Raw genomic sequence first — 26,284 nt, forward strand, 5'->3', positions numbered from 1 at the left:
GTTATCGAACGTTAATAGACCCAGGCACCGAATTCCAAGCCGTTCCGACTGATCATTAACGGCTCTTGGCCAGGACTTTGGGGTCATGAGCGATGAAAAACGGGCGAGTTGACCGCATGGTGTCGACACGGGTTTTCCTGACGGTAAGTCAGATGCTACGCGGAGGGGCACCGCCCGGTCACCGCTCGTGACCGAGCCCGGAAAAGCCGTCGCCCAGGGGGTGAAAGACCTCCCGGACAACGCGCGGCTCCCCTCGGCGAGCACCCGTCACGGGCGCCGGACGGCGAGCAGCGCCATGTCGTCCGTCAGCGCGCCGCCCGTGTGCAGGCGGGCCGCCTCGAAGAGGGCGGTCAGCAGCGTGTCGGGGCAGGGAAAGACCCGTCCGGCCAGCCAGGCGGCCGGGTCGAAGAACTCCCCCCGCGCGTCACGGGCCTCGGACAGTCCGTCGGTGTGCAGCAGCAGCGTCGTCCCGCGCGGAAATCCCTCCCGCACCGTCGGGGCGGGCAGGCTTCCCAGTTCACTCATCCCGAGCGGCAGCGCGAAGGACTCGGCGGTGAGGGTGCGGAGCGTGCCGTCGGGATGCAGCAACAGGGGCGGCGGGTGGCCGCGGTTGACGACGCGTACGACGTCCTCGCCGTGCGGGATCTCGGCGAGGACCGCGGTCGTGAACCCCTCGGCCGCGTCGACGCTGTCGCGCCGGGTGCCCGCGCGCGTCAGCGCCCGCTCCAGGCGCTCCGCGACGCCCTCCAGGGTCGCCTCCTGCTCGGCCGCCTCCCGGAACGCCCCGACCACCGTCGCGACGGTGGCCACCGCGGTCATCCCCTTCCCCCGTACGTCCCCGACGACCAGCCGTACACCGTGCGGGGAGTCCTGCACGGCGTACAGATCCCCGCCGATGAACGCGTCCTCCTGCGCTGCCTCGTACCGGGCCGCGACCTCCAGTCCGGCGATCCGCGCCTCGGGCTCGGGCAGCACGGCACGCTGCGCGAACTCGGCGATCTCCCGGACGGAGGCGAGCCGTTCGTCGCCGCGCCGGACGACCGTGTTGATGAGGACGGCGAGTACCGCGGCCATCGCCACGGTGACCACCTCGGTGACCGCGTCGACCTGAAGGACGATGCCGAGGACAAAGTGGGTGATGAGCACGGCGCCGACGGCGAGGACGCCGGTGAGAACGGTTCCGCGCAGCGAATGGAGAGGTGCGGCGACCAGGGGCGCGGCCGCGAACAGGGGGGTCGCGGTGAATTCCGACGGGGTGAGGTAGTCGTAGACGACCCCGGCGGCGACGAACAGCACGGGCAGGATCCGGACGAAGGCGCGTGCGTACACGATCCCGCGCGGCTGCGCTCCCGCCGCCGGACCGGGCGGTGGGACGCTCCCGGACCCGCGGACACCGCGGGACAGCCGGTCGGCCCGGTCACGGGGCCGTCCGGTCCGCCACTCACCTGCCGGCTGCCCCGCCACCCGTCCAGAAGACCCGGTACGGGGGCGGCGGGCGACCGGTGTGGCCCGACCGGGGGAGGACACCGCCTGCCGGAGCGGACCTGGACCGGCCCGAAGCACCGCGCGAACCGGGACCGGCTCCGGGGAACCACGGCCGGAAGAAGGCGAAAGCGGCCGAAAGGCAGCGGAAGGAGGCGGAAGAAGCCGGAAGAAGGCCGGAAAGGAGCCCGGAGCGGCCGGCGGAACCGGTGGGGGCAAACACCAAGGGCCGGAACTCGTGAATCCGAGTTCCGGCCCTTGGCCTTCAGTAGCGGGGACAGGATTTGAACCTGCGACCTCTGGGTTATGAGCCCAGCGAGCTACCGAGCTGCTCCACCCCGCGTCGTTGAAACCAGTGTACGCCATCCGCGGGACCCGAAGCACACCCGTTTAAACGCGCCCCTCCAGCGGCGCCGGCACCCGGCTTCTCCCCGGCTCCTCTCCGGCTTCTACCCGGCCGCCAGATGCCGGTTGGGGGCCTTGGCGCGGTCCGCGTACTCGGGCAGGACGGCGACCTGGGCGCCCGCGGCGGCGAGGAGCCCGTTCCCGTCGGCGTCCCTGACGAACGTGTCGGGCTCGCGCCAGGCGGTGACGACCCGTCGCACACCGGCGTCCAGGATGAGCCGGGCGCACGGAGCGGGCCGGGAGGCACGGTGGGCGCACGGTTCCAGGCTGCTGTAGACGGTGGCGGCGGCCAGCCGGGGATCGGCCGGGTCGATCTTGGCGAGGGCGGCCTCCTCGGCGTGCACGACGGGATCGCCGCCCTCGCGGGAGTGGCCCCGGGCCAGCTCGGTCCCGTCGGCCGCGACCACGACGGCGCCCACGCTGAAGGCGGTCTTCGAGGGCGGGCACAGCTCCGCCAGCTCACAGGCGAGCTCCAGCCACCGCCGGTCCGCGGCGGAGGCGAGCGAGCCGGTGCCGGGCGCGGTGGGGACGTAGCGGATGAGCACGACGTCGCCGACGGGCCGCGTCTCCACCAGCCGCATCCGGCCCACGGGGTACTCCCCGGTCCCGAACAGCCGCGGCGCGTCCGGCTGCCCGACGAAGAGCGGGGCGACGGCGAGCTGGAGCTCGTCGGCGAGTTCCTCGCGCACGAGCTGGGTGTGGACCTTGCCGCCCCCTTCGACCATGAGGCGGCGCACCCCCCGTACGTCGTGAAGGTGTTCCAGGAGCACACGCCAGTCGAGTGCGGGTCCGGTCGGGACGACGTCCACGCCGACGATCCCCTTCAGCAGGGCGGACGCCCGCAGCGCGCCCTCGTCCGTCGTGTAGACGATCTTCTCGCCGCCCGTGTGCCAGAACTGGGCCCCCGGGTCGAGCTCACCGGAACCGCTGACGGTGACCTTCAGGGGGTATTCGGGACGGCCGCCGGCGACACGGGCCGCACGCCGTTCGGCGGAGTTGACCAGGAGCCGCGGATTGTCCGTGCGCAGGGTGCCGGCGCCCACCAGGATCGCGTCGCTGGAGGCCCGCACCTCGTCGACCCGGTCGAAGTCGGCCGGGCCCGAGAGCAGCAGCCGCTCGGGGCCGGTGTCGTCCAGGAAGCCGTCGAGGGAGACGGCGGCGGACAGCAGGACGTAGGGACGGGGCATCGGAACGCTTCCTCCGGTCGCACGCGCGCGGTGAGTTCGAGCGCAGTGGTTCAAGTTTTAAACAATACCTAGACTGGTCTCATGACGACCCGCTGGCTGACCGCCGCCGAACAGCACGCCTGGCGCTCGTACCTCTCCGCGAGCTCCCTCCTGGAGGACGCCATCGACCGCCGGCTCCAGGCGGAGGCGGGGATGCCCCACCTTTACTACTCCATCCTGGCCAAGTTGTCCGAGGCGCCGGAGCGGAGGCTGCGGATGACCGACCTCGCCGAGGCCCAGAAGATCACCCGCAGCCGTCTGACATACGCCGTGACCCGGCTGGAGAAGGACGGCACCGTACGCCGGGAGGGCTGCCCCACCGACAGGCGCGGGCACATGGCCGTCCTCACCGACGAGGGCACGGCCCTCCTGGAGCGGGTCGCACCGGGGCACGTCGAGACGGTGCGGACGGCGATCTTCGACCATCTGACCCCCGAGCAGGTGCGGCAGCTGGACGAGATCTGCGGAACCATCACCCGGGCGATCCAGGGCGGGAACTCCGGTTCGTCCGGGGAAGATCTGCCCTGGCGGCGGCGTTCCTGCTCCTCGTGAGGCGCTCGATGCAGTCGAGGGGGGCGTGAACCCCATTGCTTGAAGTTTGAAGCAGATGTAGTGTCTCGTTCCGTGGCTGTGCTTCAAATCTGAAGCACAGTCCCGTACGAACCCGCCGGACGGAGAGACCCCATGCGCGACCACCCCACCGCCACCGTGCGCACCCGCGTCCGCGTACCCCTGCGCTTCGGCGACGGCTACTCCGTCGACGCCCAGCTCGTGACCTTCCACGGCCTCCTCGACGGCAAGGAACACCTGGCCGTCGTCCTCGGCGAGCCCGGCCCGAACCCGCTGGTGCGACTGCACTCCGAGTGCCTGACCGGCGACGTGTTCGGCTCGGCCCGCTGCGACTGCGGACCCCAGCTGCGCGAGGCGGTGGAACAGATCGCGGACCGCGGCGGCGTCCTGCTGTACCTGCGCCAGGAGGGCCGCGGCATCGGCCTCTACAACAAGCTCGACGCGTACGCCCTCCAGGACCAGGGCCTGGACACCTACGCCGCCAACGCGGCCCTCGGTCTGCCCGAGGACGACCGCGACTACACGGCGGCCGCCCAGATGCTCCGGGCCCTCGGCATCGACTCCCTGGACCTGCTCTCCAACAACCCGGACAAGGCCGAACAGCTCCGCGAGCTCGGCATCACGGTCTCCCACCGTGTCCCGACGGGCGTCTTCACCACCGCCCACAACGTCCGCTACCTGCGCGCCAAGGTCCTCCAGACCCAGCACACGCTGCCGCTGCAGGAACTCACGGAGCGCACGGAACTCACGGGACTCACGGCCGGCTGACAGCCCTCGAACGAAACAAGCCCCCGGCTCAGATCGCTCTGAGCCGGGGGCTCTTCCGTAGACCCTGTGGGACTCGAACCCACAACCAATGGATTAAAAGTCCACTGCTCTGCCAATTGAGCTAAGGGTCCCCGCACCGGGAAAACACCGACACGGCGCACCGGCTCGCGCCGACGCATCCCCGAGCATAGCGGGACGCGGCCGGGACTCCGATCGGGTATCGGTGCCCCGGCCACGCCGAAGGCCCACAAGGTCAGGGATCGACCGGTTCGGGTGCACCCTTGCGGGCGGCCTCACGGGCGATCGTGCGGTGATGCTCGGGGTTGAGGAACCAGTGACGGGCCGAGGCCAGCCACCAGGCCGCGGCGAAGCCGAGGACGGCCAGGACGGCGATCGGGGCGTAGTTGAACGTCTCCCAGGTGACCGGGGAGACCTGGGGCAGCATGAACAGGACCGTGATGACGGCCACCCAGCCGACCGCGATCACCCCCACGGGTCGGGACCAGCGGCCCAGGTGCCAGGGCCCGCGCTCGAAGGCGTCGCCCTTGCGCACCCGCAGCAGCGTCGGGATGACGTACGCGACGTAGAGGCCGATCACCGCGATCGACGTCACGGCGGCGTAGGCCGCGTAGTTGATGAGGTACGGCAGGCCGAGCACCAGAGCGCCCAGCGCGGCCAGCCAGACCGCCGCCACGGGGGTCCGGGTGCGCGGATGCACCGTGTGCCACACCGAGGAGAACGGCAGGGCGCCGTCCCGCGAAAAGGCGTAGATCATGCGGCTGTTGGCCGTCACCGACGCCATGCCGCAGAACAGCTGCGCGCCGATCACGACGAGCAGCAGGAGCTTCCCGGAGGTCGCGCCGAGCGCGTCCAGCAGGATCTGCGCCGGGGGCGCGCCGGTCGCCGAGCCCAGCTCCTTGTCGTACGACTGGATGGCGAAGGTGAAGCCGAGGAGCAGGACGAACCCGGCGATCCACGAGGTCCAGATGGACCGCACGATGCCCTTCGGGCCGGCCGTGGAGGCGTCGTGGGTCTCCTCCGTCATATGGGCGGAGGCGTCGTACCCGGTGAACGTGTACTGGGCCATGAGGAGTCCTATGAGGACGACGTAGACCCCGCTGCCCCAGCCCGTGTTGTTCACGAACTCCGTGAACACGAAGCCGGCCGACTGGTGGTGGTCCGGCACGAAGGTCAGCGCGCCGACGATGACGGCGACGCCGATGACGTGCCACCAGACGCTGATGCTGTTCAGGAGGGCGACGATCCCCACGCCGAAGGTGTTGAGGAGGCCGTGCAGGACCAGGATTCCGGCGAACAGCAGGACCGTGCGGCCCGGTGTCACCTCGAAGTCGAACTGGAGGTTCAGATAGGCGCCGAGGAAGGACGCGGCGCCGAAGTCGATGCCCGCGGTCACGGCGACCTGGCCGAGGACGTTGAACCAGCCGGTGAACCACGCCCAGGCGGCGGCGCTGCGCTCCGGGGCGAGCCGGTGCGCCCAGAAGTACAGCCCGGCGGAGGTCGGGTAGGCCGAACAGATCTCGGCCATCGCGAGCCCGACGAACAGCGTCATCAGTCCGACCGCGACCCAGCCCCAGGTGATCACGGCGGGACCGCCGGTGTTCATGCCGAACAGATACAGCGTCAGGCAGCCCGACAGGACCGAGATGATCGTGAAGGAGACCGCGTAGTTGGAGAACGCCGACATGCGGCGGGCGAGTACCTGTGTGTAGCCGAGCTGGGCAAGCCGCTCTTCGTCCGACAGCCCAGTCGCTCTGGCGTCATCTGTCATGCCCCCAGCGATTCCCTCGCCGGGGGCATGACATGCGCTGCAGGGGAGGGCAAGTTGGCTAGAAAAGGCCCTTGTAGCTCTGCCAGCCGCCGGTGATCTTCACCCGGGAGCCGAACGAGCCCGTCCCCGTGCCGGCGCTGCGGTAGACGTTCCCCGAGGTGTCGCGCTCGACCAGGTCGTTCTTGCCGTCGCCGGTGATGTCGCCGACCCCGACGATCGCGTTGTACGACGCGCCCCAGGCGGAGAACACCTTGACCCGGTCCTTCAACAGGCCTGTCCCGGTGCCGTTGTAGCGGTACAGCGTTCCCGCCTTGTCCCGCGCGAGCACGTCCCCGATCCCGTCACCGTTCAGGTCCCCGGCACCGACGATCTTCGTGTAGCCCGTCCACGCCGTACGGATCTTCTTGCCCGCGGCGAGCGTTCCGTCGCTCTTCGCGGCGAACAGGTAGAGGTCGCCGGTCGAGGCCTTCCGCGCGAGCAGATCCGGCCGCCGGTCACCGGTCAGGTCGCCGGGCGAGGTCAGGACGTCGTACGCGTTCCAGCCGGTGCCGAGCGCCTTGTACGAGGTCGAGGGGGTCGGCGCCGTGCCGCACGCGGGCTTGTAGCCGCGCAGGGACCCGTCGCTCATCCGCACCAGGACGTCGTTGCAGCGGTCGCCGTTCAGATCGCCGAACGGCACCGCGACCGCCTTGGTCGACCAGCCGCTGCCGGTGACCTTTCCGGCGAACGCGCCCTTCCCGTCGCCCTGCTGGAAGGTCAGCCCGCCCGAGGAGTTGAGGGTGAGCAGGTCGCCGGTGCCGTCCGGGTCCCCCTCGGATCCCACGTGGTCGTGGCGCACCGGGCTGCCGCCCTTCAGCCGGACCGTGCCGCGCACCTGGAGCGGCGCGCCGACACCGTCCGCGGGGGTGACGGACACGGTCCAGTCGTAGGAGCCGTCCGGCGCGAAGGCGTCGCCGGGGAGCGCCCGATCGAGGCCGAACCAGCCGACGTTCAGCTCACCGCGCTCGGGACCGCTGTCGCGGCCGTCGCTGTAGGTCTTGCCGGTGGCGCGGTTGCGCGCGGTCACCGTCCAGTTCGCGGCCGGCTTCGACAGCAGCAGGGTGGCCAGGGTGTCCGGGGTGGTGTCGATCGCGTGTGGACGGACGGACGGCACGTTCTCGGCGGGAGCCAGCAGCCGCAGCGGCTGCTGGTCCACTCCGGACGGTACGAGGTGCACGCGCTCCTGACCGTCCACGTAGGCGGCGTTCGCGCCGGACTCGTCGACCGTCCAGCGCACGTCCCGCTGCGAGGTCCCGGTGTCGGGCAGGTCGCCGATGACCCGGCTCTCGGGGCTGCCGCCCGCCACCACCGTGAGCGTCAGCTTCCCGGCCGCCTTGTCGTGGGTGACGACGTATCCGTCGCCGAGCTTCGCCTCGTCGGCGGGCACGGTCACGGACTTCTTCGCCGTACGGTCGAAGACACCGGCCCTGCCGTCGCAGGTCCAGTAGATCCAGCGGCCGAGGGCCTGCAGCTCGGTGGGCGTGCAGCCGGCGTCGATGGTGAGGGTCTCGGTGGTCTTCTTCGCGGTGAGGTCGTACGCCGTGAGAGTGCCCGGCGTCGGTCCCGCCGTCCAGAGCACGTCACCGGAGAGGGCGGCCGCGCCGGGGGTACGGGTGAGGGCAGGGGCGCCGTCGTTGCCGATCGCGTACACGTACTGCTTGTCGGCGGCGGTGTAGAGGACGTACCGGCCCGAGACGTCGGTGATGTGCCCGCCGGCGGGCACACTCCGCTCCCAGAGGTCGTTGTTCTGCGGCCCGTTGACCCGGATCAGGTCGTTCGCCGCCGAGGAGTGCTCCAGCCAGGCGATCCGGCCGTCGGCCGTCCCGTGGAGCTGGGAGCAGGCCGCGTCGGCCGTCGCGCAGGGGGCGATGGACACCGTCTCGGCGTAGGGCGTGAATTCGGACCGCTCGCCGTAGGTGGGGGTGCCGGTCACGGCGACGGTCCGCACGAAGTCGTCGCGGTGCCCGCGCAGGCTGTCGTCCGTGACGACGAGACGGCCCTGGTCGAGGGAGATCCCCTGGACCGGGAAGGGCGGCCTGGGCAGCGGCTTGACCTGGGTGACGAGGGGAGCGCCGTCCGGACCGGGGGTGATGCGCTGGATGCCCCAGTCGTCGGCGCCGGTACGGCCCTTGGCCACCGCCGTACCGCCCTGGACGGCGGAAATGACGGGGTCGGCCCCGGCCAGCACGGTCACCGCGGCGCCGCCCGTGATCGGTACGGCGGTCACCTTCGTACCGCTGCTCGGCCGGTGGACCAGCCAGTCCCCGACGACCGCGAGGTCCTGTGCGGGATTCACGCTGCCGTCGCCGTCCAGCGTGACCTCGACGGGCGGGGCCGACAGGTCGGAGCGGTCGGACACGAGGACCTTCGCCTCGCCGGGGTTGAACAGGACCACGTGCTCAGGAGTGACCTGAGCACCCAGGTAGACCTTGGAACGCGGTGTGGTCAGGCCACGCACCTGCCCCGACTTCCGGTCGACCATGACCTCCCGGTACTCACCGTCCTGCATGGCGTTGAACAGCAGCCCGTCGGAGTCCCCGCCGAGCGGCTGACCGATCTTCAGCCCCGTGGGCAGCCCGGTGACGGGCACGTCACGGGTCGTGCCGTCGGCCTCCGGGAACAGCAGGTGGATCTCTCTCCCGCTCGTACCGTCCTCGGCCGTGACGGTGCGGTACCCGATCACCAGATCGCTGTACGCCGTGAGCAGGCCCACACCCGAGGGTGTCCGGACCGTGCGGGTGGACCCGTCGGTCGCGTCCCACAGATCGGTCCGGCCGCCCTCGTAGCGGTAGGCGAGAACGTCGCCGCCCGTCCCCCAGGTACCGAGCACGCCCTCCGGTTGCCGCACCGGTACGGACACCCCGTCGGCGTAGCGCGTCCAGACCAGCCCGGACTGTCCTTCCAGCCGGTGGAAGACGCCCTGGGCGCCCGCACCGTCGTGCCCCTTGTAGGTCGAACCGCTGAACAGCGTCGCCGACGTATTGGTGTTCCGCAACGCGGCGGGTACGACCGTCTCCTGAGCCGCGCCCACCGCGGAGGCGGACGTCGGCAGCAGCGGGATCGCGCCGCCCGCGAGCAGCGCGGAAGCGGCCGCGGCGACAGCCGCGCGTCTCGCTCGCGAACGACGGACGAAGGCATGACGAAGCAAAGGAATCCCTCCCGGAACAGTGGAGAGGCGTCTACCGCCCCAGGCGTCGACCTGGCCCCCAGTCGTCGCACCCTCCACACAAGTAAGCTGATATTACAGCGGGTTGACGGGTGAACAGGAAAGGCTTTTCCGCGGCTCACCCGAAAACGACAATGTGGCCCCCACCCGGTCCGGGTGGGGGCCACATCACTTCACTGAGCTAGTCGGCGTCAGCCGTTGCGCTTCCAGCGCGGCTTCTCGTCACGGCGGAACGAACCGGGAGCGGTGCCGGTGCCGGTCGTGCGGTGGTCGTCGCGACGGACGGTCGGGCGGTCGTGGCCGGAGCGGAAACCGCCGCCCGCGGGACGGTCGCCCTGACGGTCACGGTTGAAGGGACGGTCGCTGCCCCGGTGGCCGCCACGGTCGTCGCGGTTGAAGCCGCCACCGCTGCGGTTGTCGCGGTTGAAGCCACCGCTGCGGTTGTCGTCACGACGCTCGAAAGAACGGCCGCCACGGTCATCGCGGTTGAAGCCGCCACCGCTGCGGTTGTCGTCACGACGGAAACCACCACGGTCGCCGCCACGGTCGTCACGGTTGAAGCCGCCACCGCTGCGGTTGTCGCGGTTGAAGCCACCACCACGGTTGTCGTCACGACGCTCGAAAGAACGGCCGCCACGGTCATCGCGGTTGAAGCCGCCACCGCTGCGGTTGTCGTCACGACGGAAACCACCACGGTCGCCGCCACGGTCGTCACGGTTGAAGCCGCCACCGCTGCGGTTGTCGCGGTTGAAGCCACCACCACGGTTGTCGTCACGACGCTCGAAAGAACGGCCGCCACGGTCATCGCGGTTGAAGCCGCCACCGCTGCGGTTGTCGTCACGACGGAAACCACCACGGTCGTTGTCACGACGCTCGTAGTTGCCCCGATCGTCGCGGCGCTGACGCGGCTCGTAGGCGGGACGCTCGGCCGGCTCGGCGGCGACGGCCTCGGCGGCCGGAGTCTCGACGACGGCCTGCTCGGCCGCGGCCTCGGCAGCGGCGGCGACGGCCACCTCCGGGTCCTCGCCCCGCTCACGCGCGGCACGGGCGACCAGACGGTCGGCCTCGCCGCGCAGCTCGACGGCACGGCGCTGCGCGCGCTCCAGCTCCTTGGTGAGCTGCGTGACCTCACGCTCGGCCTGCTGGGCGGCGTCGCCCGCGGACTGCGCCTGGACCTCGGTCATCGAACGGGCGCCGGTGATCTCGGCGACCTCGGGCTCGAAGGCCGTACCCGAGTTGATGATGTGACGCGCGGCGTCGACGCCCGCGTCCTCCATCAGCCGGAAGATCTGGCGGCGCTGGTGCGGCAGCGACAGCGACACGACGGTGCCGGAGCGGCCCGCGCGAGCGGTACGGCCGGAGCGGTGCAGGTAGTCCTTGTGGTCACCGGCCGGGTCCACGTTCAGGACCAGGTCGATGCCGTCGACGTGGATACCGCGGGCGGCGACGTCGGTCGCGACGAGCGCGTTGACGTAACCGTCCTTGAAGTCGGCCAGCGTCCGCGTACGGGCGCCCTGCGTCATGCCGCCGTGCAGCGCGTCGGCCTTCACACCGGCGTCGCGGAGCTGCTCCGCGATGCGGTCGGCGCCGAGCTGGGTGCGGACGAAGATGATCGTGCGGCCCTTGCGGGAGGCGATCGCGGCCGTGACCGGCGCCTTGTCCTTGGGCTTCACGATGAGGATGTGGTGCGACATGGTCGTGACGTTGCCCTGGGCGCTGTCGACCTCGTGCGTCACCGGGTTGGTCAGGTAGCGCTTGACCAGCGTGGAGATCTCGTTCTCCATCGTGGCGGAGAACAGCATGCGCTGACCGCCGCCGGGGATCTGGTCGAGCAGCTCGGTGACCTCGGGCAGGAAGCCCAGGTCCGACATCTGGTCGGCCTCGTCGAGGACGGCGACCTGGACGTTCGCCAGCGAGCAGGCGCCACGGTTGATGATGTCGCGCAGACGGCCCGGGGTGGCGACGAGGACGTCGACGCCGCGCTCCAGGGCGTAGATCTGGTTGCCCATCGACGTACCGCCGCAGACGACCTTCATCTTCAGGCCGAGGACGTCGCCGTAGGGCTGCAGCGCGTCGGCGACCTGCATGGCCAGCTCACGGGTCGGCGTGAGGATGATGCCGCGGGGCTTCTTCTTCTCGGTGTGACCGCCGGACAACTGCGTCAGCAGCGGCAGGCCGAAGGAGAGGGTCTTGCCGGAGCCGGTGCGGCCGCGGCCGAGGATGTCCTTGCCGGCCAGGGCGTCCGGGATGGTCGCGGCCTGGATCGGGAAGGGGCTGGTCACGCCGTTCTGCGCGAGCTTGCGGACGACGCCCTCGGGGAGACCGAGGTCCTCGAACGTGAGCTCGGGGGCGGACTCGACGGCCTCGATGACCTCAACGGCCTCGATGGTCTCAACGGCCTCGACCGCGTCGTTGTTCTCGTTGTTCTCGGGCACGACGACGTGATCAGTACTGGAAACAGACATGCGAAATGCGAACCTTCCGGAGTTCTTCGGCACGCGCCCAAACTCCGTGAAGTCGCAAACGACCGCCTCTATGCGGTCCGGCCACGGCAAGGGAGAGTACGCGCCACGCGGCGCTCTCTGCGGCGGCGCCGGGCAAATGGGATCAAACGATCTACTACCATACGCACCCTTCCCCCATGAAGGCAAACTGAGCCTCATACGAGCAGGCCAGGGTGCGTTCCTAGCCACCTGCTCGCTTCATCAAAGCTACCCCGCCCGCGCCGACCGCGCTGTTGTACCGGCCACATCCAGGGCTCCGATGTCCGTGAACCCCGCCACACCCGCCCCGCCCCGGACCCGGACGCCCGCTCCACGGATACGGGCATCGGCGGTGCACGGGGCCGGGCTACACGGGCGAGCCCGCCTCCGGGGCCGGTTCCCGCTGGATCAGTTGCGTCACCGGCGGCTCGTGCGCCGACGACGACGGCTCCGGCGTCCCGGGTCCGGGCGGCGACGGCGGCTGCGGGGGCTCGGGCGACGGCTCCGACGTCGTACGCGTGGGGGTCGGCTCGCCGCCCGGCGACGCGGTGTCCTTGGAGGGGGTCCCGCCCTTGTCCGGCGCCTTCTCGGACGGCTTCGCCCCCGGGGACGACGAGGCCGACGCGTCGGCGGACGCGGACTCCCCCGGCTTCGCCGAGGCCTTGCCGCCCTTTCCGCCCTTCGCGCCCTTCGCGCTCTTCCCGCTCTTCCCGCTGAACGACCCGGCCCCGCCGCCGCCCACGGCGGATCCGCCGCCGGGCACCCCGTCGGCCCGCCGGCCCGCCGAGTGCGAGGGCCCCGGCAGCCCCGCGTCGTCGTCGACGCTCATGCAGCCGGCGGTGACGGCCGCGGCCAGGACCACGGCGGCCAGACGGACGGGTACGTACAAGGCACGCACGAGCGGCCACCTCCGAACGGGGTGTCCCCCGCTCACAAGGAGCCGGGAGCGTGGGAAGAAACGGGAGTTCCCCCTTCCAACTCCCGCCGCCCGCGCGAGGACACGCGCCCTGCGGGCCCAACCGGGCCCGCAGGGCGTGGGGGAGACCGCTCCCGCCGCGCGGTACGGCGCGGTCCCGGAGGTGCCGGGCGTCAGCCGATCGCCAGCGGGGTCTCCGGCGCCAGGGCGGCCGCGATGCGCTGGGCGACCACCTCGGCCATGTTGCCGTCGGGCGTGTCCTTGGTCTTGGTGGCGTTGACCGCGATGGCCAGACGGTCGGACGGGAGATACGCCTGGATCGCCGCGTAGCCCGAGAACGACGGATTCTGCAGGACCCATCCGTTGATCACGATGACACCGAGTCCGAAGTGCCTGGCCTCGGTCTGCTCCAGGCAGACCGTGGCGGGGCACTTGGCGGTCGGGTGGCCGAGACCGACCGTCCCCGGGTTGAGCAGAGTGCGGTAGGAGCGCTGCGAGAGGAGCTCGCCGCTGCCGATGGCCTGTGCCGAACGGGCCAGGTCACAGACGTGCGTGGTGATCACGGCGCCGGGCGCGGTGGTCCACGACGGGTTCCAGAAGGTGGACTCCTCGTACAGGCCGCGCTCGGACGTGAAGGCGTGCAGGGCCGGACGCGGGATGTCGGGGGTGAAGTTGTTCCGGGTGTTGTCGAGACCCAGCGGACCCGTGACCCGCTCCCGCAGGAACCTGTCGATCCGGGTACCGGTGATCTTCTCCAGCGCCTGGATCAGCAGCAGGTAATTGGCGTGCGAATAGCTCCAGTTGGTACCCGGCTCGTACCAGAACGAGTGGCTGTAGGGGTACGCGAGCAGCTGCCGCGGGGTCCAGCTGCGGAACGGGTGGGCCTCCAGCTCGGCCAGGAAGGCCGGGTCGGTGACGTAGTCGTGCAGCCCGGTGGTGTTGGTGGCCAGCATCCGCAGCGTGATCCGGTTCGCCTTGGGCAGACCGGGCAGCCAGCGCTCCACGGTGTCGTCGAGGCGGACCCTGCCCTCCTGGACGAGCTGGAGCAGGGCCGTGCCGACGTAGGAGAACACCACGGAACCGGCGCGGAAGTGCATGTCGGGCTGGGCCGGGACACCGGTCATGGACTCACCGAGCGCGTCGGTCAGGACCTCGCGCCCGTCACTGGTGACCTTCAGCTCCACCGACTTCAGACGCAGGTCGGCCTTGGCCTTCCGGGCGATGGCGAGGACCTCGCGGGCCTCCGGGCCGAGAGGTCTCCCGGTCCTCACACAGTCGCCGCCGCCGTAGCGGGCGTGCGCCCGGGCGAACGCCGGCGCGGCGGCGGTCTGGACCGTGACGGCGAGCAGCGCGGCGCACAGGAGGACCTTGCGGACACGGGAGCGAGCGCCGCGACGGGCCGGGGAAGAGGTGCGTGTCATGCCCGCACTATCACCGGACGGACGAGGGCAATTCGACAGAACACTCCGAAAATGCTACGAGACACCCCGTGTGGGGCAGGCACCCGGCTTCCCCGCCGGATTCCGGCCCCTCCGGGTCTCCGTCGTCCGCCGCCACCGGCGCGCCATCCCCGACAATGGCCAGGTGCTGGAGATGACGCGCGAAACCTTCGAAGAGCTCGTGAGCCAGGCGCTGGACCGGATCCCGCCCGAGCTGACCCGGGTCATGGACAACGTCGCCGTGTTCGTCGAGGACGAGCCTCCGGCGGACGATCCCGAACTGCTGGGGCTCTACGAGGGCACCCCGCTCACCGACCGCGGCGAGTGGTACGCCGGGGTGCTCCCCGACCGCATCTCGATCTACATGGGCCCCACCCTGCGCACGTGCGAGACCACGGACGAGGTGGTCCACGAGGTCGCCGTGACCGTGATCCACGAGATCGCCCACCACTTCGGCATCGACGACGACCGGCTGCACGAACTGGGCTGGGGCTGACCCCGGCCCAGCCGACGGGCCCGCGGCCGGAAGCGGGCCCGCCCTCCCCCGCGGACCCGGCCCGGCACGACGCCCGGCCGCCCGCACTCCCGCGACGCGAGGGTGACGGAACTCCGCATACCGGCCCCGCCTCTTGGGCAGACGGGACAAATGGCCCGCGACCCCGTTGCCGCAACCGCCACCGTCCGCCGTACGGCCGCCCGCGCCGGACGGGCGCTGCACGCGCTAGCCCTCCGCCGCCCCGGCCGCCGCAGGAGCCCGGTGCCCGAACTCGCCGCCCGGCAGAACCCGTACGCCCGCGCCCTCGGACTGCTGTGCGTGGTGCTGCTCGGCGCCTGGCTGGGACTGCTGGCCGTGGGCGACGTCCGCGTCCCGGTCGGCCCCATGAACACCACCATGACCCTGCGCCCCTCCCTCACCGGCGGCACAAAGATCAACATCTCCCCTCTCGGGGCGCTGGAGCTGCGCAGCCACGAGGCCCCGCTGCGCCTGGACGTGGATGTGGACCGGCTCGACCCTGAGCGCTCCCAGGCCCTCGTCGAGCACCCGGAGCGCCTCGCCGGACTCCAGGACGAGGTCGTACGGGACGTCGAGCACGGCACCCTCGACCTGGCCGTCCGCTCCTGCATAGCCGTGGTCTCCGGCGCCGCCGCCCTCGGCCTCGCGGTCTACCGCCGCCCGCGCCGGGCCCTCGCCGCCGGCGGACTCGCCCTCGGTCTGCTGGCCGCCTCGGGGGCTACCGCCTTCGCCACCTGGAAGCCCGAATCGGTCCTGGAGCCGAAGTACTCGGGGCTCCTCGCCTCCGCACCGTCCCTGGTCGGCGACGCCCGCAACATCGTCAGCGAATTCGACGTCTACCAGAAGGAGCTGGCGCGCCTGGTGACGAACGTGACGAAGCTGTACGACGTCACGTCCACCCTCCCGGTCTACCAGCCCGACCCGACCACGATCCGGGTGCTGCACGTCTCCGACATCCATCTGAACCCGGCGAGCTGGAAGATCATCGCCTCGCTCGTGGAGCAGTACGCGATCGACGTGATCGTCGACTCCGGCGACACCATGGACCACGGCTCGGCGGCCGAGAACGGTTTCCTGGACCCGATCCCGGACCTGGGCGCCCCGTACGTCTGGGTCCGCGGCAACCACGACTCGCGTGAGACGCAGCGCTACCTCGAACGCCTGAAGAACGTGCACGTCCTGGACGACGGCCGGGCGGTCACGGTCGCGGGCCTGCGCTTCGCCGGCATCGGCGACCCCCAGTTCACCCCGGACCGCGCGGTCGCGACGGGCGGCGACGCGGCGGAGGGCCTGGCGGGCGCCCGCCTGGCCTCGGCCCTGCGCGACCAGCGCGCCGCGGGCACCCCGGCCGACATCGCCGTCGCCCACGAACCGCTCGCCGCCCGCGGGACGGACGGTGAGGTGCCCCTGGTGCTCGCCGGTCATCTGCACCACGAGGGGATGGAGGTCATGAAGTACGGCACCCGGCTGCGCGTCGAGGGCTCCACGGGCGGCAGCGGGCTGCGCGCCGTCGAGGGACGGTACCCGGACCCGATCGAGGCATCGGTCCTCTACTTCGACCGGGACACCCGCCGCCTCCAGGCCTGGGACGAGATCAAACTCGGCGGTCTCGGCCTCACGACGGCCGAGATCAGCCGCCATCTCCCCGAAGGGAACCGGCCCTGAGCCCCGCCTCCCTATCTGGTTTGGTCCGCGTCCAGACCACGTAGTACAGTCTGTTCGTGCCCAAGGGCGCCGGTCAGGGCTTGACCGTCCAGAGCTTCTGTCGAAGTGAAGGAGAAGCGGAACCCCTCGGGGGAAAGCGGAGTCACATGCTTCTCACGTCCCTTCGGGAACGCGAAGACGAAGCAGAGCGGTACTGGCTCGCCCTCATCGTCTAGCGGCCTAGGACGCCGCCCTTTCAAGGCGGTAGCACGGGTTCGAATCCCGTTGGGGGTACGCAACACCGTGTGGGACACTGGTTACACGTCGCACGCAAAATAGCTTGGTCCTGTGGAGCAGTTTGGAGTGCTCGCCACCCTGTCAAGGTGGAGGCCGCGGGTTCAAATCCCGTCAGGACCGCTGAGGTTTCTTCGGAAGCCTCGTGGCTGGGTAGCTCAGTTGGTACGAGCGATCGCCTGAAAAGCGATAGGTCGCCGGTTCGACCCCGGCCCCAGCCACAAGAACGAAAACCCCCTCCGGGTCAATCGGAGGGGGTTTTCGTCGCTCACGGGGACCTTAGGGGGGTTCTTGAGACATATCGCCAGAGGACTGGTGACGGCCGGTGCCGTCCTGGTCGGCACCTTCGCAATACCCGGCACGGCCCACGCCGCGGGGCCGAACGTCAAGGACGCGTACAGCGACCAGGCCGACTGGTCGGTCCTGGACGTCCGCCTGAGGTACAGCGGCTCGGTCGACAGGATCACGGCCAGGCTCCGCCCGGTCGGCGGCAGCGCGTCGGACGCGCCCGTGGCCACGATCACCGACTTCACCCACAGGTACGACTACAGCTCAGGGGACAGCACCTGGGCCTCCCGGCCCATCCATCTGGACACCCTGGGCGACTACACGGTCGACATCGAGGCCACGGGCTCCTCGGGCGAGACCACCGTCCAGCAGAACGCCGGCACTCTGCGGTACCAGAAGCAGCCCGTCATCACCGGTTTCGCCGTCACGCCGACCGAACCGGACATCGAACACAAGACGGTCACGGCCGCCGGCGACATGGTCGTCCGCGACCCCAGCACCCGCGAAACGGTGCCGCTGCCCGGTGCCACCGTCGACCTCACGTTCGACGAGAACATCGACACGACCGCCGTCACGGACGACACCGGCCACTTCTCCGCCTCCCATGAGACGACGGCGGGCGGCTGGACCTCCGCCCAGTACAGGGGCGACCTGGGCTTCGCCGCCAGCCCCTGGGTCGACGTCAGGCCGAAGGCCGCGCCTACCCGGATCGTCCTCGACAAGAGCAGCTACCACGTCACCGCGGGCGACAAGATCAACGTCACCGGCACGCTCCAGTACCAGAGCGGCACGGAATGGAAGCCGCTCTCCGGCAGCCCGCTGGAGATGGACTACAAGGACTGCACCACCTGCAGTCCCACCGCGTCGACCACCGACGCGAACGGCCGCTTCTCCTTCGTGAAGCACCCGTACGGCAGCAAGAGCATCTACGAGGTGGCCTTCCAGTCGTACCCGTACAACCCCTTCATCCAGCGCACCTCGACCGCCGACGTCACCGTCGCGGTCACCGCCACGACGAAGTTCACCGAGTTCACGGCGCGACTGGACGAGTACGCGCGGCTGGAGGTCACCGGCAGCGTCGACCTGGTCGGGCGGGACACCAACGACCGGATCGCCGTCGACATCCAGTACTCGGCCAACGGCACGACCGGCTGGAGCACCAAGAAGACGGTGCAGACCACCAACAGCTCGCAGTTCATCGTCGAGCGGCTGCCCGGCTACACGGACGGCTACTGGCGGCTGCACTACGCCGGCTCCACCACCAAGGACATCAAGGGCGGCGTCAGCAGCAGCCTGCGCAGGAACCGCGCCCTCACCCGGATCAAGGACGCCAACGCGTCCCCCGAGCCCGTCACCAAAGGCCGGACGATCACCGTGAAGGGCGTGCTCCAGGAGCGCGCGGCGGGCAGCACCACCTGGAAGGCGTACGGCGCCAAGAAGGTGCAGATCCTCTTCCGGCCCAAGGGCAAGACGACCTGGTACCTGATGTCGACCGTCACCACGGCGTCGAACGGATCCTTCAGCAAGGGATTCAAGGCCCAGCAGGACGGCACCTGGGTGCCCGTCTTCTCGTACCCCGACAGCAAGCACTTCGTGGGCGAGGGCACGGAGGACTACGTCGACGTGCGATGACACCCGTGCGGACGGCTGAGGAGGGGCGGATCCGGAAGGGTCCGCCCCTCGTCGCACACCGGGACGGGCGTGACCGGTAAGCGGCGGTCCGCTTGGCACCGCACCCGGTCGACGCTAGCTTCTCTGGCTGATCGATCAGTTCTTCGGGGGGATGACATGAGCCGGGACGAGACCGCGGCGATGCGGGACACCGAGCTGGAGAAGGACCGGGCCCGGTACGGGCTGATCGCGGTCGTCATGAGCAATCTCGCCATCGCCGGCGTCGCGATCTTCGGTGTCTGGCGGTTCGACGGCGACAAGGCCGTGATCGTCGGTGTGCTCACCGCCGCGTTCACCGCGGTGAGCAGCATGACCACGGCCTACCTGGGCATCAAGGCCATCTCCAACACCGCCCGGTCCATCGCCCTGGGATCGGCGTCCCGGCGGGAGCCCGCGCACACCCCGGCCAAGGCCCCCGTGCCCGACGCCGGTACCCCCGTGCCCGCCACGCCCGCCGCCGACGCGCCCGCGCCGCCGGCACAGCGCGCTCCCTGACACCCCCGTCCCCGAAGCCGTGGCAAAAGGGTTCGCCACGGATTTCCCCGGGATGAGATCCTGGACCGCGTATGTCTACGCACCCCGCCCCCGCCCTCGGCGATCTCGCCGCCCGTCTGGCCCAGCTGTCCCTGCGCGACGCGCACCGGCTCGGGCGCAGGCTCGAAGGCGCGCGCAAGATCCGCAAGCCCGAGGCCCGCTCCGCCGTCTTCGCCGAGATCGAGGCGGAGGTCACCCAGGGCGAGGTCCGCATGGCCGCGCGCCGCGCCCGCGTACCCGCCATCACGTATCCCGAGCAGCTGCCGGTCAGCCAGAAGAAGGACGTGATCGCGGACGCCATCCGTGATCACCAGGTCGTGATCGTCGCCGGTGAGACCGGGTCCGGCAAGACCACGCAGATCCCGAAGATCTGCATGGAGCTGGGCCGGGGCGTCCGCGGCATGATCGGGCACACCCAGCCCCGTCGTATCGCCGCCCGTACGGTCGCCGAGCGGGTGGCCGACGAGCTGGACACGCCGCTCGGCGAGGCCGTCGGCTGGAAGGTCCGCTTCACCGACCAGGTGAATCCGGACGCCACCTTCGTCAAGCTCATGACGGACGGCATCCTGCTCGCCGAGATCCAGACGGACCGCGAGCTGCGCGCGTACGACACGATCATCATCGACGAGGCCCACGAGCGGTCCCTCAACATCGACTTCCTGCTCGGCTACCTCGCCCAGCTGCTGCCCAAGCGGCCCGACCTGAAGGTCGTGATCACCTCAGCGACCATCGACCCGGAGCGTTTCTCCCGGCACTTCGGGGACGCCCCGATCGTCGAGGTCAGCGGACGGACGTATCCCGTGGAGGTGCGCTACCGCCCGCTCCTGGAGGAGGACTCTGAAGACTCCGACCGCGACCAGATCACCGCGATCTGCGACGCCGTCGAGGAGCTCCAGGCCGAGGGCAAGGGCGACATCCTCGTCTTCCTGTCGGGAGAGCGCGAGATCCGCGACACGGCCGACGCGCTGACGAAGAAGAACTACCGCTTCACCGAAGTCCTGCCGCTGTACGCCCGGCTCTCGCACGCCGAGCAGCACCGGGTCTTCCAGGCGCACACCGGGCGCAGGATCGTTCTGGCGACCAACGTCGCCGAGACCTCGCTGACCGTCCCGGGCATCAAGTACGTCATCGACCCGGGCACGGCGCGCATCTCCCGGTACAGCCACCGCACGAAGGTGCAGCGGCTGCCCATCGAGCCGGTCTCGCAGGCCAGCGCCAACCAGCGCAAGGGCCGCTGCGGCCGTACGTCCGACGGCATCTGCATCCGGCTGTACTCCGAGGACGACTTCCTGGCCCGCCCGGAGTTCACCGACGCCGAGATCCTCCGTACGAACCTCGCCTCCGTCATCCTCCAGATGACCGCGGCCGGACTCGGCGACATCGAGAAGTTCCCCTTCATCGACCCGCCGGACCACCGCAACATCCGCGACGGCGTCCAGCTCCTCCAGGAACTGAACGCGCTGGACCCGGCCGAGAAGGACGCCCGCAAGCGGCTCACGCCGACCGGCCGCAAGCTCGCCCAGCTGCCCGTCGACCCCCGGCTCGCCCGGATGGTCCTGGAGGCCGACAAGAACGGCTGCGCCCGCGAGGTCATGGTGATCGCGGCCGCGCTCTCCATCCAGGACCCGCGCGAGCGGCCGTCCGAGAAGCAGGCGCAGGCCGACCAGCAGCACGCCCGCTTCAAGGACGAGACCTCCGACTTCCTGGCCTTCCTCAACCTGTGGCGCTACCTCCGCGAGCAGCAGAAGGAGCGCGGCTCCTCCGCGTTCCGCCGGATGTGCAAGCAGGAGTACCTGAACTTCCTGCGCATCCGCGAGTGGCAGGACATCTACAGCCAGCTGCGGACCGTCGCCAAGCAGATGGGCATCCATCTGAACGAGGAGGACGCGCCCGAGCAGAGCGTCCATGTGTCCCTGCTCGCCGGTCTGCTCTCGCACGTCGGCATGAAGGACGTGAAGGAGACCGGCGGGGAGAGCGGGAAGAGCACGGGGAAGAACGAGTACCTGGGCGCGCGCAGCGCCAAGTTCGCGATCTTCCCGGGTTCGGCGCTCTTCAAGAAGCCCCCGCGTTTCGTGATGTCGGCCGAGCTCGTCGAGACCTCACGGCTCTGGGCGCGCGTCAACGCCCGCATCGAGCCGGAGTGGGTCGAACCACTGGCCGGCCATCTCCTCAAGCGGACGTACAGCGAACCGCACTGGGAGAAGGACCAGGCCGCCGTGATGGCGTACGAGAAGGTCACGCTGTACGGCGTGCCGATCGTCGCGCAGCGGAAGGTGAACTACGGGCGGATCGACCCGGAGGCCAGCCGGGAGCTGTTCATCCGCAACGCCCTCGTCGAGGGCGACTGGCGTACGCACCACAAGTTCTTCGCCGACAACCGCAAGCTCCTCACCGAGGTCGAGGAGCTGGAGCACCGTGCCCGCCGCCGGGACATCCTGGTCGACGACGAGACCCTGTACGACTTCTACGACCAGCGGGTCCCCGAACACGTCGTGTCCGGGGCGCACTTCGACTCCTGGTGGAAGCACAAGCGCCATGAGGAGCCCGAGCTCCTCGACTTCGAGCGCTCGATGCTCATCAACGACCGGGCCGGGGCGGTCTCCAAGGACGACTACCCCGACTCCTGGCTCCAGGGGCGGCTGAAGTTCCGGGTGACCTACCAGTTCGAGCCGGGCGCGGACGCGGACGGCGTGACCGTCCACGTCCCGCTCCAGGTCCTGAACCAGGTCACGGACGAGGGCTTCGACTGGCAGATCCCGGGGCTGCGGGAGGAAGTGGTGACGGAGCTGATCCGTTCCCTCCCGAAGCCGATCCGGCGGAACTACGTCCCCGCGCCCAACTTCGCCCAGAAGTTCCTGGAGCGGGCGGTACCGCTCCAGGAGCCGCTGACGCTGACGATGGCGCGCGAGCTCAAGCGCATGGTCGGAGTGCCGCTGACGGCCGACGACTTCGACTGGTCACGGCTCCCCGAGCATCTGAAGATCACTTTCCGGATCGTCGACGAGCGGCGCCGCAAGCTCGCCGAGGACAAGGACCTGGAGGTCCTGAAGGTCCGGCTGAAGCCGAAGGCGCGTCAGGCGATCTCGCAGGCCGCTGCGGCGACGGCGGAGCGCGAGGGCGGCGAGTCCCTGGAACGCTCGGGGCTGACGGACTGGACGATCGGCTCGCTCCGGCGGGTCTTCGAGACGCGCCGGGCCGGCCAGCCGGTGAAGGCGTACCCGGCGCTGGTCGACGACGGAGCGGCGGCGAACACCGTCTCCGTGCGGCTCTTCGACACGGAGGCCGAGCAGGCCGAGGCCATGTGGAAGGGCACCCGCCGGCTGATCCTGCGGAACATCCCGGTGAACCCGGGCAAGTTCGCCTCGGACAAGCTCACCAACGCCCAGAAGCTCGCCCTGTCCGCGAACCCGCACGGCTCGGTCCAGGCGCTCTTCGACGACTGCGCGATGGCCGCGGCGGACAAGCTGATCGCGGACTTCGGCGGACCGGCGTGGGACGAGGAGTCCTACCGGAAGCTGTACGACAAGGTGCGCGCCGAGATCGTCGACACGACCGTGCGCACGGTCGGGCAGGTGCAGCAGGTGCTCGCCGCCTGGCAGGCCTGTGAGCGCCGTCTGAAGGGCGTCAGGAGCCCGACCCTGCTCGCGAACCTGGCGGACGTACGCGGGCAGCTGGACGCCCTTGTGAAGCCCGGTTTCGTCACGGCGACGGGACTGCGGCGGCTGCCGGACCTGATGCGCTATCTGGTCGCCGCGGACCGCCGTCTCCAGCAGATGCCGACCGGTGTCCAGCGGGACACCAGCCGCATGGAGAAGGTCCACGAGATGCAGGACGAGTACGCCTGGCTCCTGGAGCAGCTTCCCCAGGGCCGGCCGGTGCCCTCGTCGGTCCTGGACATCCGCTGGATGATCGAGGAGCTCCGGGTCAGCTACTTCGCCCACGCGCTGGGCACGGCGTACCCGGTCTCCGACAAGCGGATCGTGAAGGCGATCGACGCCGCCGTCCCGTAACGGCGCCCGCACGTGCGGTGAGTTCGACCCCGGGCCTGAGCTCATGTACAGTCTCATTTCGCAGCACAGCGCAAGAACAAGTCGCTGCGAAACAAGGTCCTGTGGAGCAGTTTGGAGTGCTCGCCACCCTGTCAAGGTGGAGGCCGCGGGTTCAAATCCCGTCAGGACCGCATGAGGAAAGGCCCGGAGCTTCGGCTCCGGGCCTTTTCGCGTGCCCGCTCCCGGTCCGCTTCCCGTCCGCTCCCGGTCCGCCCGCGTCTCGGCACCCGATCGGCCCGCACGACGCCCGGTCCGGCCCTGCGCCGGCCCGCACTGCCCCTGCGCCGGCCCGATCCGCCCGTACGCCGGTGTCCGGGTCGCCTGTTCGCCTGCGCGTACCGGTCCGCGTCCGGCCACTGGGCCCTGGGGTGCTCCCTCGCGGCGCGCCCCCGTCCCTTGACGGCGTCACATTCCGCCGGTACCCCGGAATCCAGGGCCCTCGCCCTGCCGGCCCCCTGGAGGTGCGTATGGCGGTGTCCGCTCGCCACGAGACCCGGGCTCTGCTCCGAGCCCACCTGGCGGCCGCCTCCGGGTACCGCCATCTGACGCGGCACTGCCCGATCTGCCATCAGCTCGCGCGCCTGGCCATGGAAGCCGTCCCGAACGACGAGCAGGACCCCGAGAGCACTCCGGAGGACGAAAGCCCCTCGACGGCGTGACCGGGGCCCGCTCCCGCGACCGACGCCCGACGCCCGACGCGGGCGTCTGCCCGACACACCCCCTCACGACCCCAACTCCCCTAGCGCAGAGGACTCTCAGGGGACAAGGACTGTGGCATGTGACGGGAGTCACCGCATATGTTTTCAGAAGTGTGGAACTTACCCCCCTCCTACAACCAGTCAATTTAATATGTGCAATTGCACCCCTCACCGGAGGCATCCACAGCCGATCCGACACCCACCCCCAGACTTCGACAAGGCCGCTCACAGACCGGCCGTCCAGGCGCGTGGAACGCACAAAAAAAATCGCGCTGGACCCGGCGGAGTCCAGCGCGATCTACGACGCACCCTGTTCATCTGGCAAAAACGCTTGGGCGTGAGCTCTGTTGGGGCAGAACCCGCGTCGCTTGGAGCTGTGGTGTGGACGCCTCGACGGGTTGGGGGATCCGTTGACTTGTCCGGTTATGCGATGACTCAGGCTTCACTGCGCTGCTGCGGGATACCCGCGAGCAGTGCGCGGACCTCAGCCTCGCGGTAACGACGGTGTCCTCCGAGCGTGCGGATGGACGTGAGCTTGCCGGCCTTCGCCCACCGCGTGACCGTCTTGGGGTCGACGCGGAACATCGTGGCGACCTCAGCGGGGGTCAGCAGCGGCTCGGCATCAGGGGTGCGAGCGGTCATGAGCGGCCTCCTCGGGAGAACCGAACCTTCTCGGTTCTTTCCTCTAAATTCTGCACCTTGACCCGCGTTGCCCGAAATGGCGGACGCGAGTCGAGTCGGTTATAGGACGAACGGCTTGTCCTCGGCACTACAACTACACCATCCGTCCAGCCGCGTCGGCCAAACCGATGGAATTGCCCTCCCAGGTGTTCATCAGCGACGGAAGCCGATGGACCATGCCATAGCGGACAGTCACGCCACTGTGACGATCAGTCACAGGGCGATCAGCAGTCACCAGACGCCCTAAAAGCGTGCAATGCCGAGATTCCCCCCCAAAAGCGGGCGGAGGGAGTCCTCCCCCGGACTCCTTGTCCTATTTTGACACGAGGAGGGGGAAGCGATGCAAGAGCCGGGTAAGTGCCGTCCGTCACGCTTGACACCCGTTGACGCATACGCCCGGATCGGGGCCTACGTCCTGGACGTGAGGGTTCTTCAGCGTGTGAGGACCATACGCGAGTTCGACCCCAAACCTGTGAGAGGCAGGTCACACCGGAGCGGGCGCCTTGAGAGCGCTCCCGCCCAGTCAGGCTCCCGCGCACGGACCACGCCGGTACCGCCCGCCCGGGACCGCCCGCGCCGGCCTCAGTTCGACGAGCGCCGGTCCCTGACGGACCGCCAGCGCTCCACCAGCCGGCCGTACGCCTCGCCCGCGGTCGACCCGTCCCCGGTGCGCAGCGCCTCGATCCCCTCGGCCACGTCCGCGGCGGAGTGGTCGTCCTCCAGCTGAGCGGCCGGCAGCGTGTGCACGAGCCCGCCGTAGTCCAGCTCGACCAGCGAGCGCGGATGGAACTCCTCCAGCCAGCGCCCCACGTCCACCAGGCCCTCGATGAGCGGCCCTTCGTCCAGCGCGTCCCTGAGCGTCCGCAGGGCCCGCGCCGTGCGCCGCCGTGCCTGCACCATCGGCGTCCGGTAGCGCAGCAGCGGCGCGGTCCCGCCCGGGCCCGTCCCCTTCTCGTACTCCCGCTCCTCGTCGGTGACGAGCACGAACCAGTTCAGCGGCACCTGCCAGGTCGAGGTGCGGATCCACGGGCGGGCGTCGGGGTTGCGCGCCAGCCAGCGCTCGTAGTCGAGGGCGGCCTGACGGCGCACCAGCGGCGGCAGCACCGCGTCCAGGACGGACACGGGAAGCTCCTCGCCCAGCTCGTCCAGCGCCTGCCAGCCGCGCAGCCGGGTGCGCCAGGGGCAGACGCACACCACCCCGTCGACCTCGGCGACGAACGCGTCGCCGCTCTCGTGCACCGGCACGGGGATCGGCGGGGTGGGCAGCAGATCGGCCAGCGAGCGGCGCAGTTCGTCCTGGTAGGAGGGGCGCTCGGGGCGCCGGGCGTAGCGCGTCCAGTGGGCGCGCTCGGACTCGGGGAACGCGGCGAGCGGCTCGTACACCCGCAGATACGACGTGTACGGGACGATCAACGCGGACACCTTCGGCACGCCTGCTCCCTCCCCCGTCCACCACAGGGAAAACCAGCGAGAACCACTCGGAACCTGAAGAGAAATCTATGCAAATCGAACCATGGCCGTACCCCGCCCGTAGGTGATCCTGACCACTGCGCCGAGGGCGGGTCGGCGCAGGCTCTAGTCTCATTCCCACGGAGCCCGCCATCCGCACGGGCACCGCACCCAACCGC

At 70.1% G+C, this 26,284-nt stretch carries 17 protein-coding genes and 6 tRNA genes; 12 read left to right on the forward strand and 11 right to left on the reverse strand.

Going from position 1 to position 26,284, the window contains the following annotated elements:
• Positions 1 to 267: 267 nt before the first annotated feature.
• The 3 genes from OG485_RS21280 to OG485_RS21290 all read right to left on the reverse strand — a co-directional run bounded on the left by OG485_RS21280 (position 268) and on the right by OG485_RS21290 (position 3,074).
• Complete coding sequence (locus OG485_RS21280) at positions 268 to 1,329, reverse strand: PP2C family protein-serine/threonine phosphatase (RefSeq protein ID WP_328669952.1); 1,062 nt, start codon at positions 1,327 to 1,329, stop codon at positions 268 to 270.
• Between the two features lie 422 nt (positions 1,330 to 1,751).
• A tRNA-Met gene (locus OG485_RS21285) sits at positions 1,752 to 1,825 on the reverse strand.
• A gap of 106 nt (positions 1,826 to 1,931) precedes the next feature.
• Positions 1,932 to 3,074, reverse strand: a complete 1,143-nt coding sequence (locus tag OG485_RS21290) for a dihydrofolate reductase family protein (protein WP_328669955.1) — start codon at positions 3,072 to 3,074, stop codon at positions 1,932 to 1,934.
• Positions 3,075 to 3,155: 81 nt separating this feature from the next.
• On the opposite strand from OG485_RS21290, the gene OG485_RS21295 reads away from it, so the two are divergent.
• Together OG485_RS21295 and OG485_RS21300 are read left to right on the forward strand one after the other, a co-directional pair.
• Complete coding sequence (locus tag OG485_RS21295) at positions 3,156 to 3,665, forward strand: MarR family winged helix-turn-helix transcriptional regulator (RefSeq protein WP_328669956.1); 510 nt, start codon at positions 3,156 to 3,158, stop codon at positions 3,663 to 3,665.
• A 132-nt stretch (positions 3,666 to 3,797) separates the two neighbouring features.
• Positions 3,798 to 4,451 (forward strand): GTP cyclohydrolase II, encoded by a 654-nt coding sequence (locus tag OG485_RS21300; protein ID WP_328669958.1) that lies wholly within the window; start codon positions 3,798 to 3,800, stop codon positions 4,449 to 4,451.
• Positions 4,452 to 4,509: 58 nt separating this feature from the next.
• Here the strand turns inward: OG485_RS21300 and OG485_RS21305 are convergent.
• The 6 genes from OG485_RS21305 to OG485_RS21330 all read right to left on the reverse strand — a co-directional run bounded on the left by OG485_RS21305 (position 4,510) and on the right by OG485_RS21330 (position 14,265).
• Positions 4,510 to 4,582 (reverse strand) — tRNA-Lys (locus OG485_RS21305).
• Positions 4,583 to 4,704: 122 nt separating this feature from the next.
• Positions 4,705 to 6,240: an amino acid permease gene (locus OG485_RS21310; protein WP_328669960.1), complete on the reverse strand. Its 1,536-nt coding sequence runs from the start codon at positions 6,238 to 6,240 to the stop codon at positions 4,705 to 4,707.
• A gap of 58 nt (positions 6,241 to 6,298) precedes the next feature.
• Positions 6,299 to 9,427 carry an FG-GAP repeat domain-containing protein gene (locus OG485_RS21315; protein WP_328669962.1) on the reverse strand — a complete coding sequence of 1,043 codons (3,129 nt, stop codon included), beginning with the start codon at positions 9,425 to 9,427 and terminating at the stop codon, positions 6,299 to 6,301.
• Positions 9,428 to 9,636: 209 nt separating this feature from the next.
• The gene (locus tag OG485_RS21320; RefSeq protein ID WP_328669963.1) at positions 9,637 to 11,910 is read right to left on the reverse strand and encodes a DEAD/DEAH box helicase; all 2,274 of its coding nucleotides are present in this window, start codon (positions 11,908 to 11,910) and stop codon (positions 9,637 to 9,639) included.
• A 385-nt stretch (positions 11,911 to 12,295) separates the two neighbouring features.
• Positions 12,296 to 12,826 (reverse strand): hypothetical protein, encoded by a 531-nt coding sequence (locus OG485_RS21325; protein WP_328669966.1) that lies wholly within the window; start codon positions 12,824 to 12,826, stop codon positions 12,296 to 12,298.
• A gap of 191 nt (positions 12,827 to 13,017) precedes the next feature.
• Entirely contained in the window at positions 13,018 to 14,265 is a 1,248-nt protein-coding gene (locus tag OG485_RS21330) for a serine hydrolase domain-containing protein (protein ID WP_328669968.1), read from the reverse strand.
• A gap of 163 nt (positions 14,266 to 14,428) precedes the next feature.
• Here OG485_RS21330 and OG485_RS21335 point away from each other — a divergent pair, with 163 nt between their 5' ends.
• From OG485_RS21335 to OG485_RS21380, 10 genes are all read left to right on the forward strand, one after another.
• Positions 14,429 to 14,779: a metallopeptidase family protein gene (locus OG485_RS21335; protein ID WP_326790896.1), complete on the forward strand. Its 351-nt coding sequence runs from the start codon at positions 14,429 to 14,431 to the stop codon at positions 14,777 to 14,779.
• A 150-nt stretch (positions 14,780 to 14,929) separates the two neighbouring features.
• On the forward strand, positions 14,930 to 16,462 hold the full coding sequence (locus OG485_RS21340) for a metallophosphoesterase family protein (RefSeq protein WP_328669970.1): 1,533 nt from the start codon (positions 14,930 to 14,932) through the stop codon (positions 16,460 to 16,462).
• 200 nt (positions 16,463 to 16,662) lie between these two features.
• A tRNA-Glu gene (locus OG485_RS21345) sits at positions 16,663 to 16,735 on the forward strand.
• A 48-nt stretch (positions 16,736 to 16,783) separates the two neighbouring features.
• A tRNA-Asp gene (locus OG485_RS21350) sits at positions 16,784 to 16,858 on the forward strand.
• Positions 16,859 to 16,882: 24 nt separating this feature from the next.
• Positions 16,883 to 16,956, forward strand: a tRNA-Phe gene (locus tag OG485_RS21355).
• A gap of 70 nt (positions 16,957 to 17,026) precedes the next feature.
• Positions 17,027 to 18,655, forward strand: coding sequence for a hypothetical protein (locus tag OG485_RS21360; protein WP_328669971.1), 1,629 nt, complete (start codon positions 17,027 to 17,029; stop codon positions 18,653 to 18,655).
• 156 nt (positions 18,656 to 18,811) lie between these two features.
• Positions 18,812 to 19,189 carry a hypothetical protein gene (locus OG485_RS21365; RefSeq protein ID WP_328669973.1) on the forward strand — a complete coding sequence of 126 codons (378 nt, stop codon included), beginning with the start codon at positions 18,812 to 18,814 and terminating at the stop codon, positions 19,187 to 19,189.
• Positions 19,190 to 19,260: 71 nt separating this feature from the next.
• A complete protein-coding gene (hrpA, locus tag OG485_RS21370) occupies positions 19,261 to 23,238 on the forward strand; it encodes an ATP-dependent RNA helicase HrpA (protein WP_328669975.1) in 3,978 nt (1,325 codons plus the stop codon).
• 95 nt (positions 23,239 to 23,333) lie between these two features.
• A tRNA-Asp gene (locus OG485_RS21375) sits at positions 23,334 to 23,408 on the forward strand.
• Between the two features lie 336 nt (positions 23,409 to 23,744).
• The gene (locus OG485_RS21380; protein WP_328450780.1) at positions 23,745 to 23,936 is read left to right on the forward strand and encodes a DUF6274 family protein; all 192 of its coding nucleotides are present in this window, start codon (positions 23,745 to 23,747) and stop codon (positions 23,934 to 23,936) included.
• A 474-nt stretch (positions 23,937 to 24,410) separates the two neighbouring features.
• On the opposite strand, the gene bldC is transcribed toward OG485_RS21380, so the two are convergent.
• The gene (gene bldC, locus OG485_RS21385; protein WP_003949541.1) at positions 24,411 to 24,617 is read right to left on the reverse strand and encodes a developmental transcriptional regulator BldC; all 207 of its coding nucleotides are present in this window, start codon (positions 24,615 to 24,617) and stop codon (positions 24,411 to 24,413) included.
• Between the two features lie 621 nt (positions 24,618 to 25,238).
• A complete protein-coding gene (locus OG485_RS21390; RefSeq protein ID WP_328669978.1) occupies positions 25,239 to 26,087 on the reverse strand; it encodes a hypothetical protein in 849 nt (282 codons plus the stop codon).
• Between the last annotated feature and the right edge of the window lie 197 nt (positions 26,088 to 26,284).

This window comes from Streptomyces sp. NBC_00328 (assembly GCF_036139655.1).
Classification (GTDB): domain Bacteria; phylum Actinomycetota; class Actinomycetes; order Streptomycetales; family Streptomycetaceae; genus Streptomyces.

Coding starts and splice junctions, on each gene's coding strand:
- OG485_RS21290 (WP_328669955.1), bottom strand. CDS start 3,074: ATGCCCCGTCCCTACGTCCTGCTGTCCGCCGCCGTCTCCCTCGACGGC.
- OG485_RS21295 (WP_328669956.1), top strand. CDS start 3,156: ATGACGACCCGCTGGCTGACCGCCGCCGAACAGCACGCCTGGCGCTCG.
- OG485_RS21300 (WP_328669958.1), top strand. CDS start 3,798: ATGCGCGACCACCCCACCGCCACCGTGCGCACCCGCGTCCGCGTACCC.
- OG485_RS21310 (WP_328669960.1), bottom strand. CDS start 6,240: ATGACAGATGACGCCAGAGCGACTGGGCTGTCGGACGAAGAGCGGCTT.
- OG485_RS21320 (WP_328669963.1), bottom strand. CDS start 11,910: ATGTCTGTTTCCAGTACTGATCACGTCGTCGTGCCCGAGAACAACGAG.
- OG485_RS21330 (WP_328669968.1), bottom strand. CDS start 14,265: ATGACACGCACCTCTTCCCCGGCCCGTCGCGGCGCTCGCTCCCGTGTC.
- OG485_RS21340 (WP_328669970.1), top strand. CDS start 14,930: ATGGCCCGCGACCCCGTTGCCGCAACCGCCACCGTCCGCCGTACGGCC.
- OG485_RS21365 (WP_328669973.1), top strand. CDS start 18,812: ATGAGCCGGGACGAGACCGCGGCGATGCGGGACACCGAGCTGGAGAAG.
- hrpA (WP_328669975.1), top strand. CDS start 19,261: ATGTCTACGCACCCCGCCCCCGCCCTCGGCGATCTCGCCGCCCGTCTG.
- OG485_RS21380 (WP_328450780.1), top strand. CDS start 23,745: ATGGCGGTGTCCGCTCGCCACGAGACCCGGGCTCTGCTCCGAGCCCAC.
- bldC (WP_003949541.1), bottom strand. CDS start 24,617: ATGACCGCTCGCACCCCTGATGCCGAGCCGCTGCTGACCCCCGCTGAG.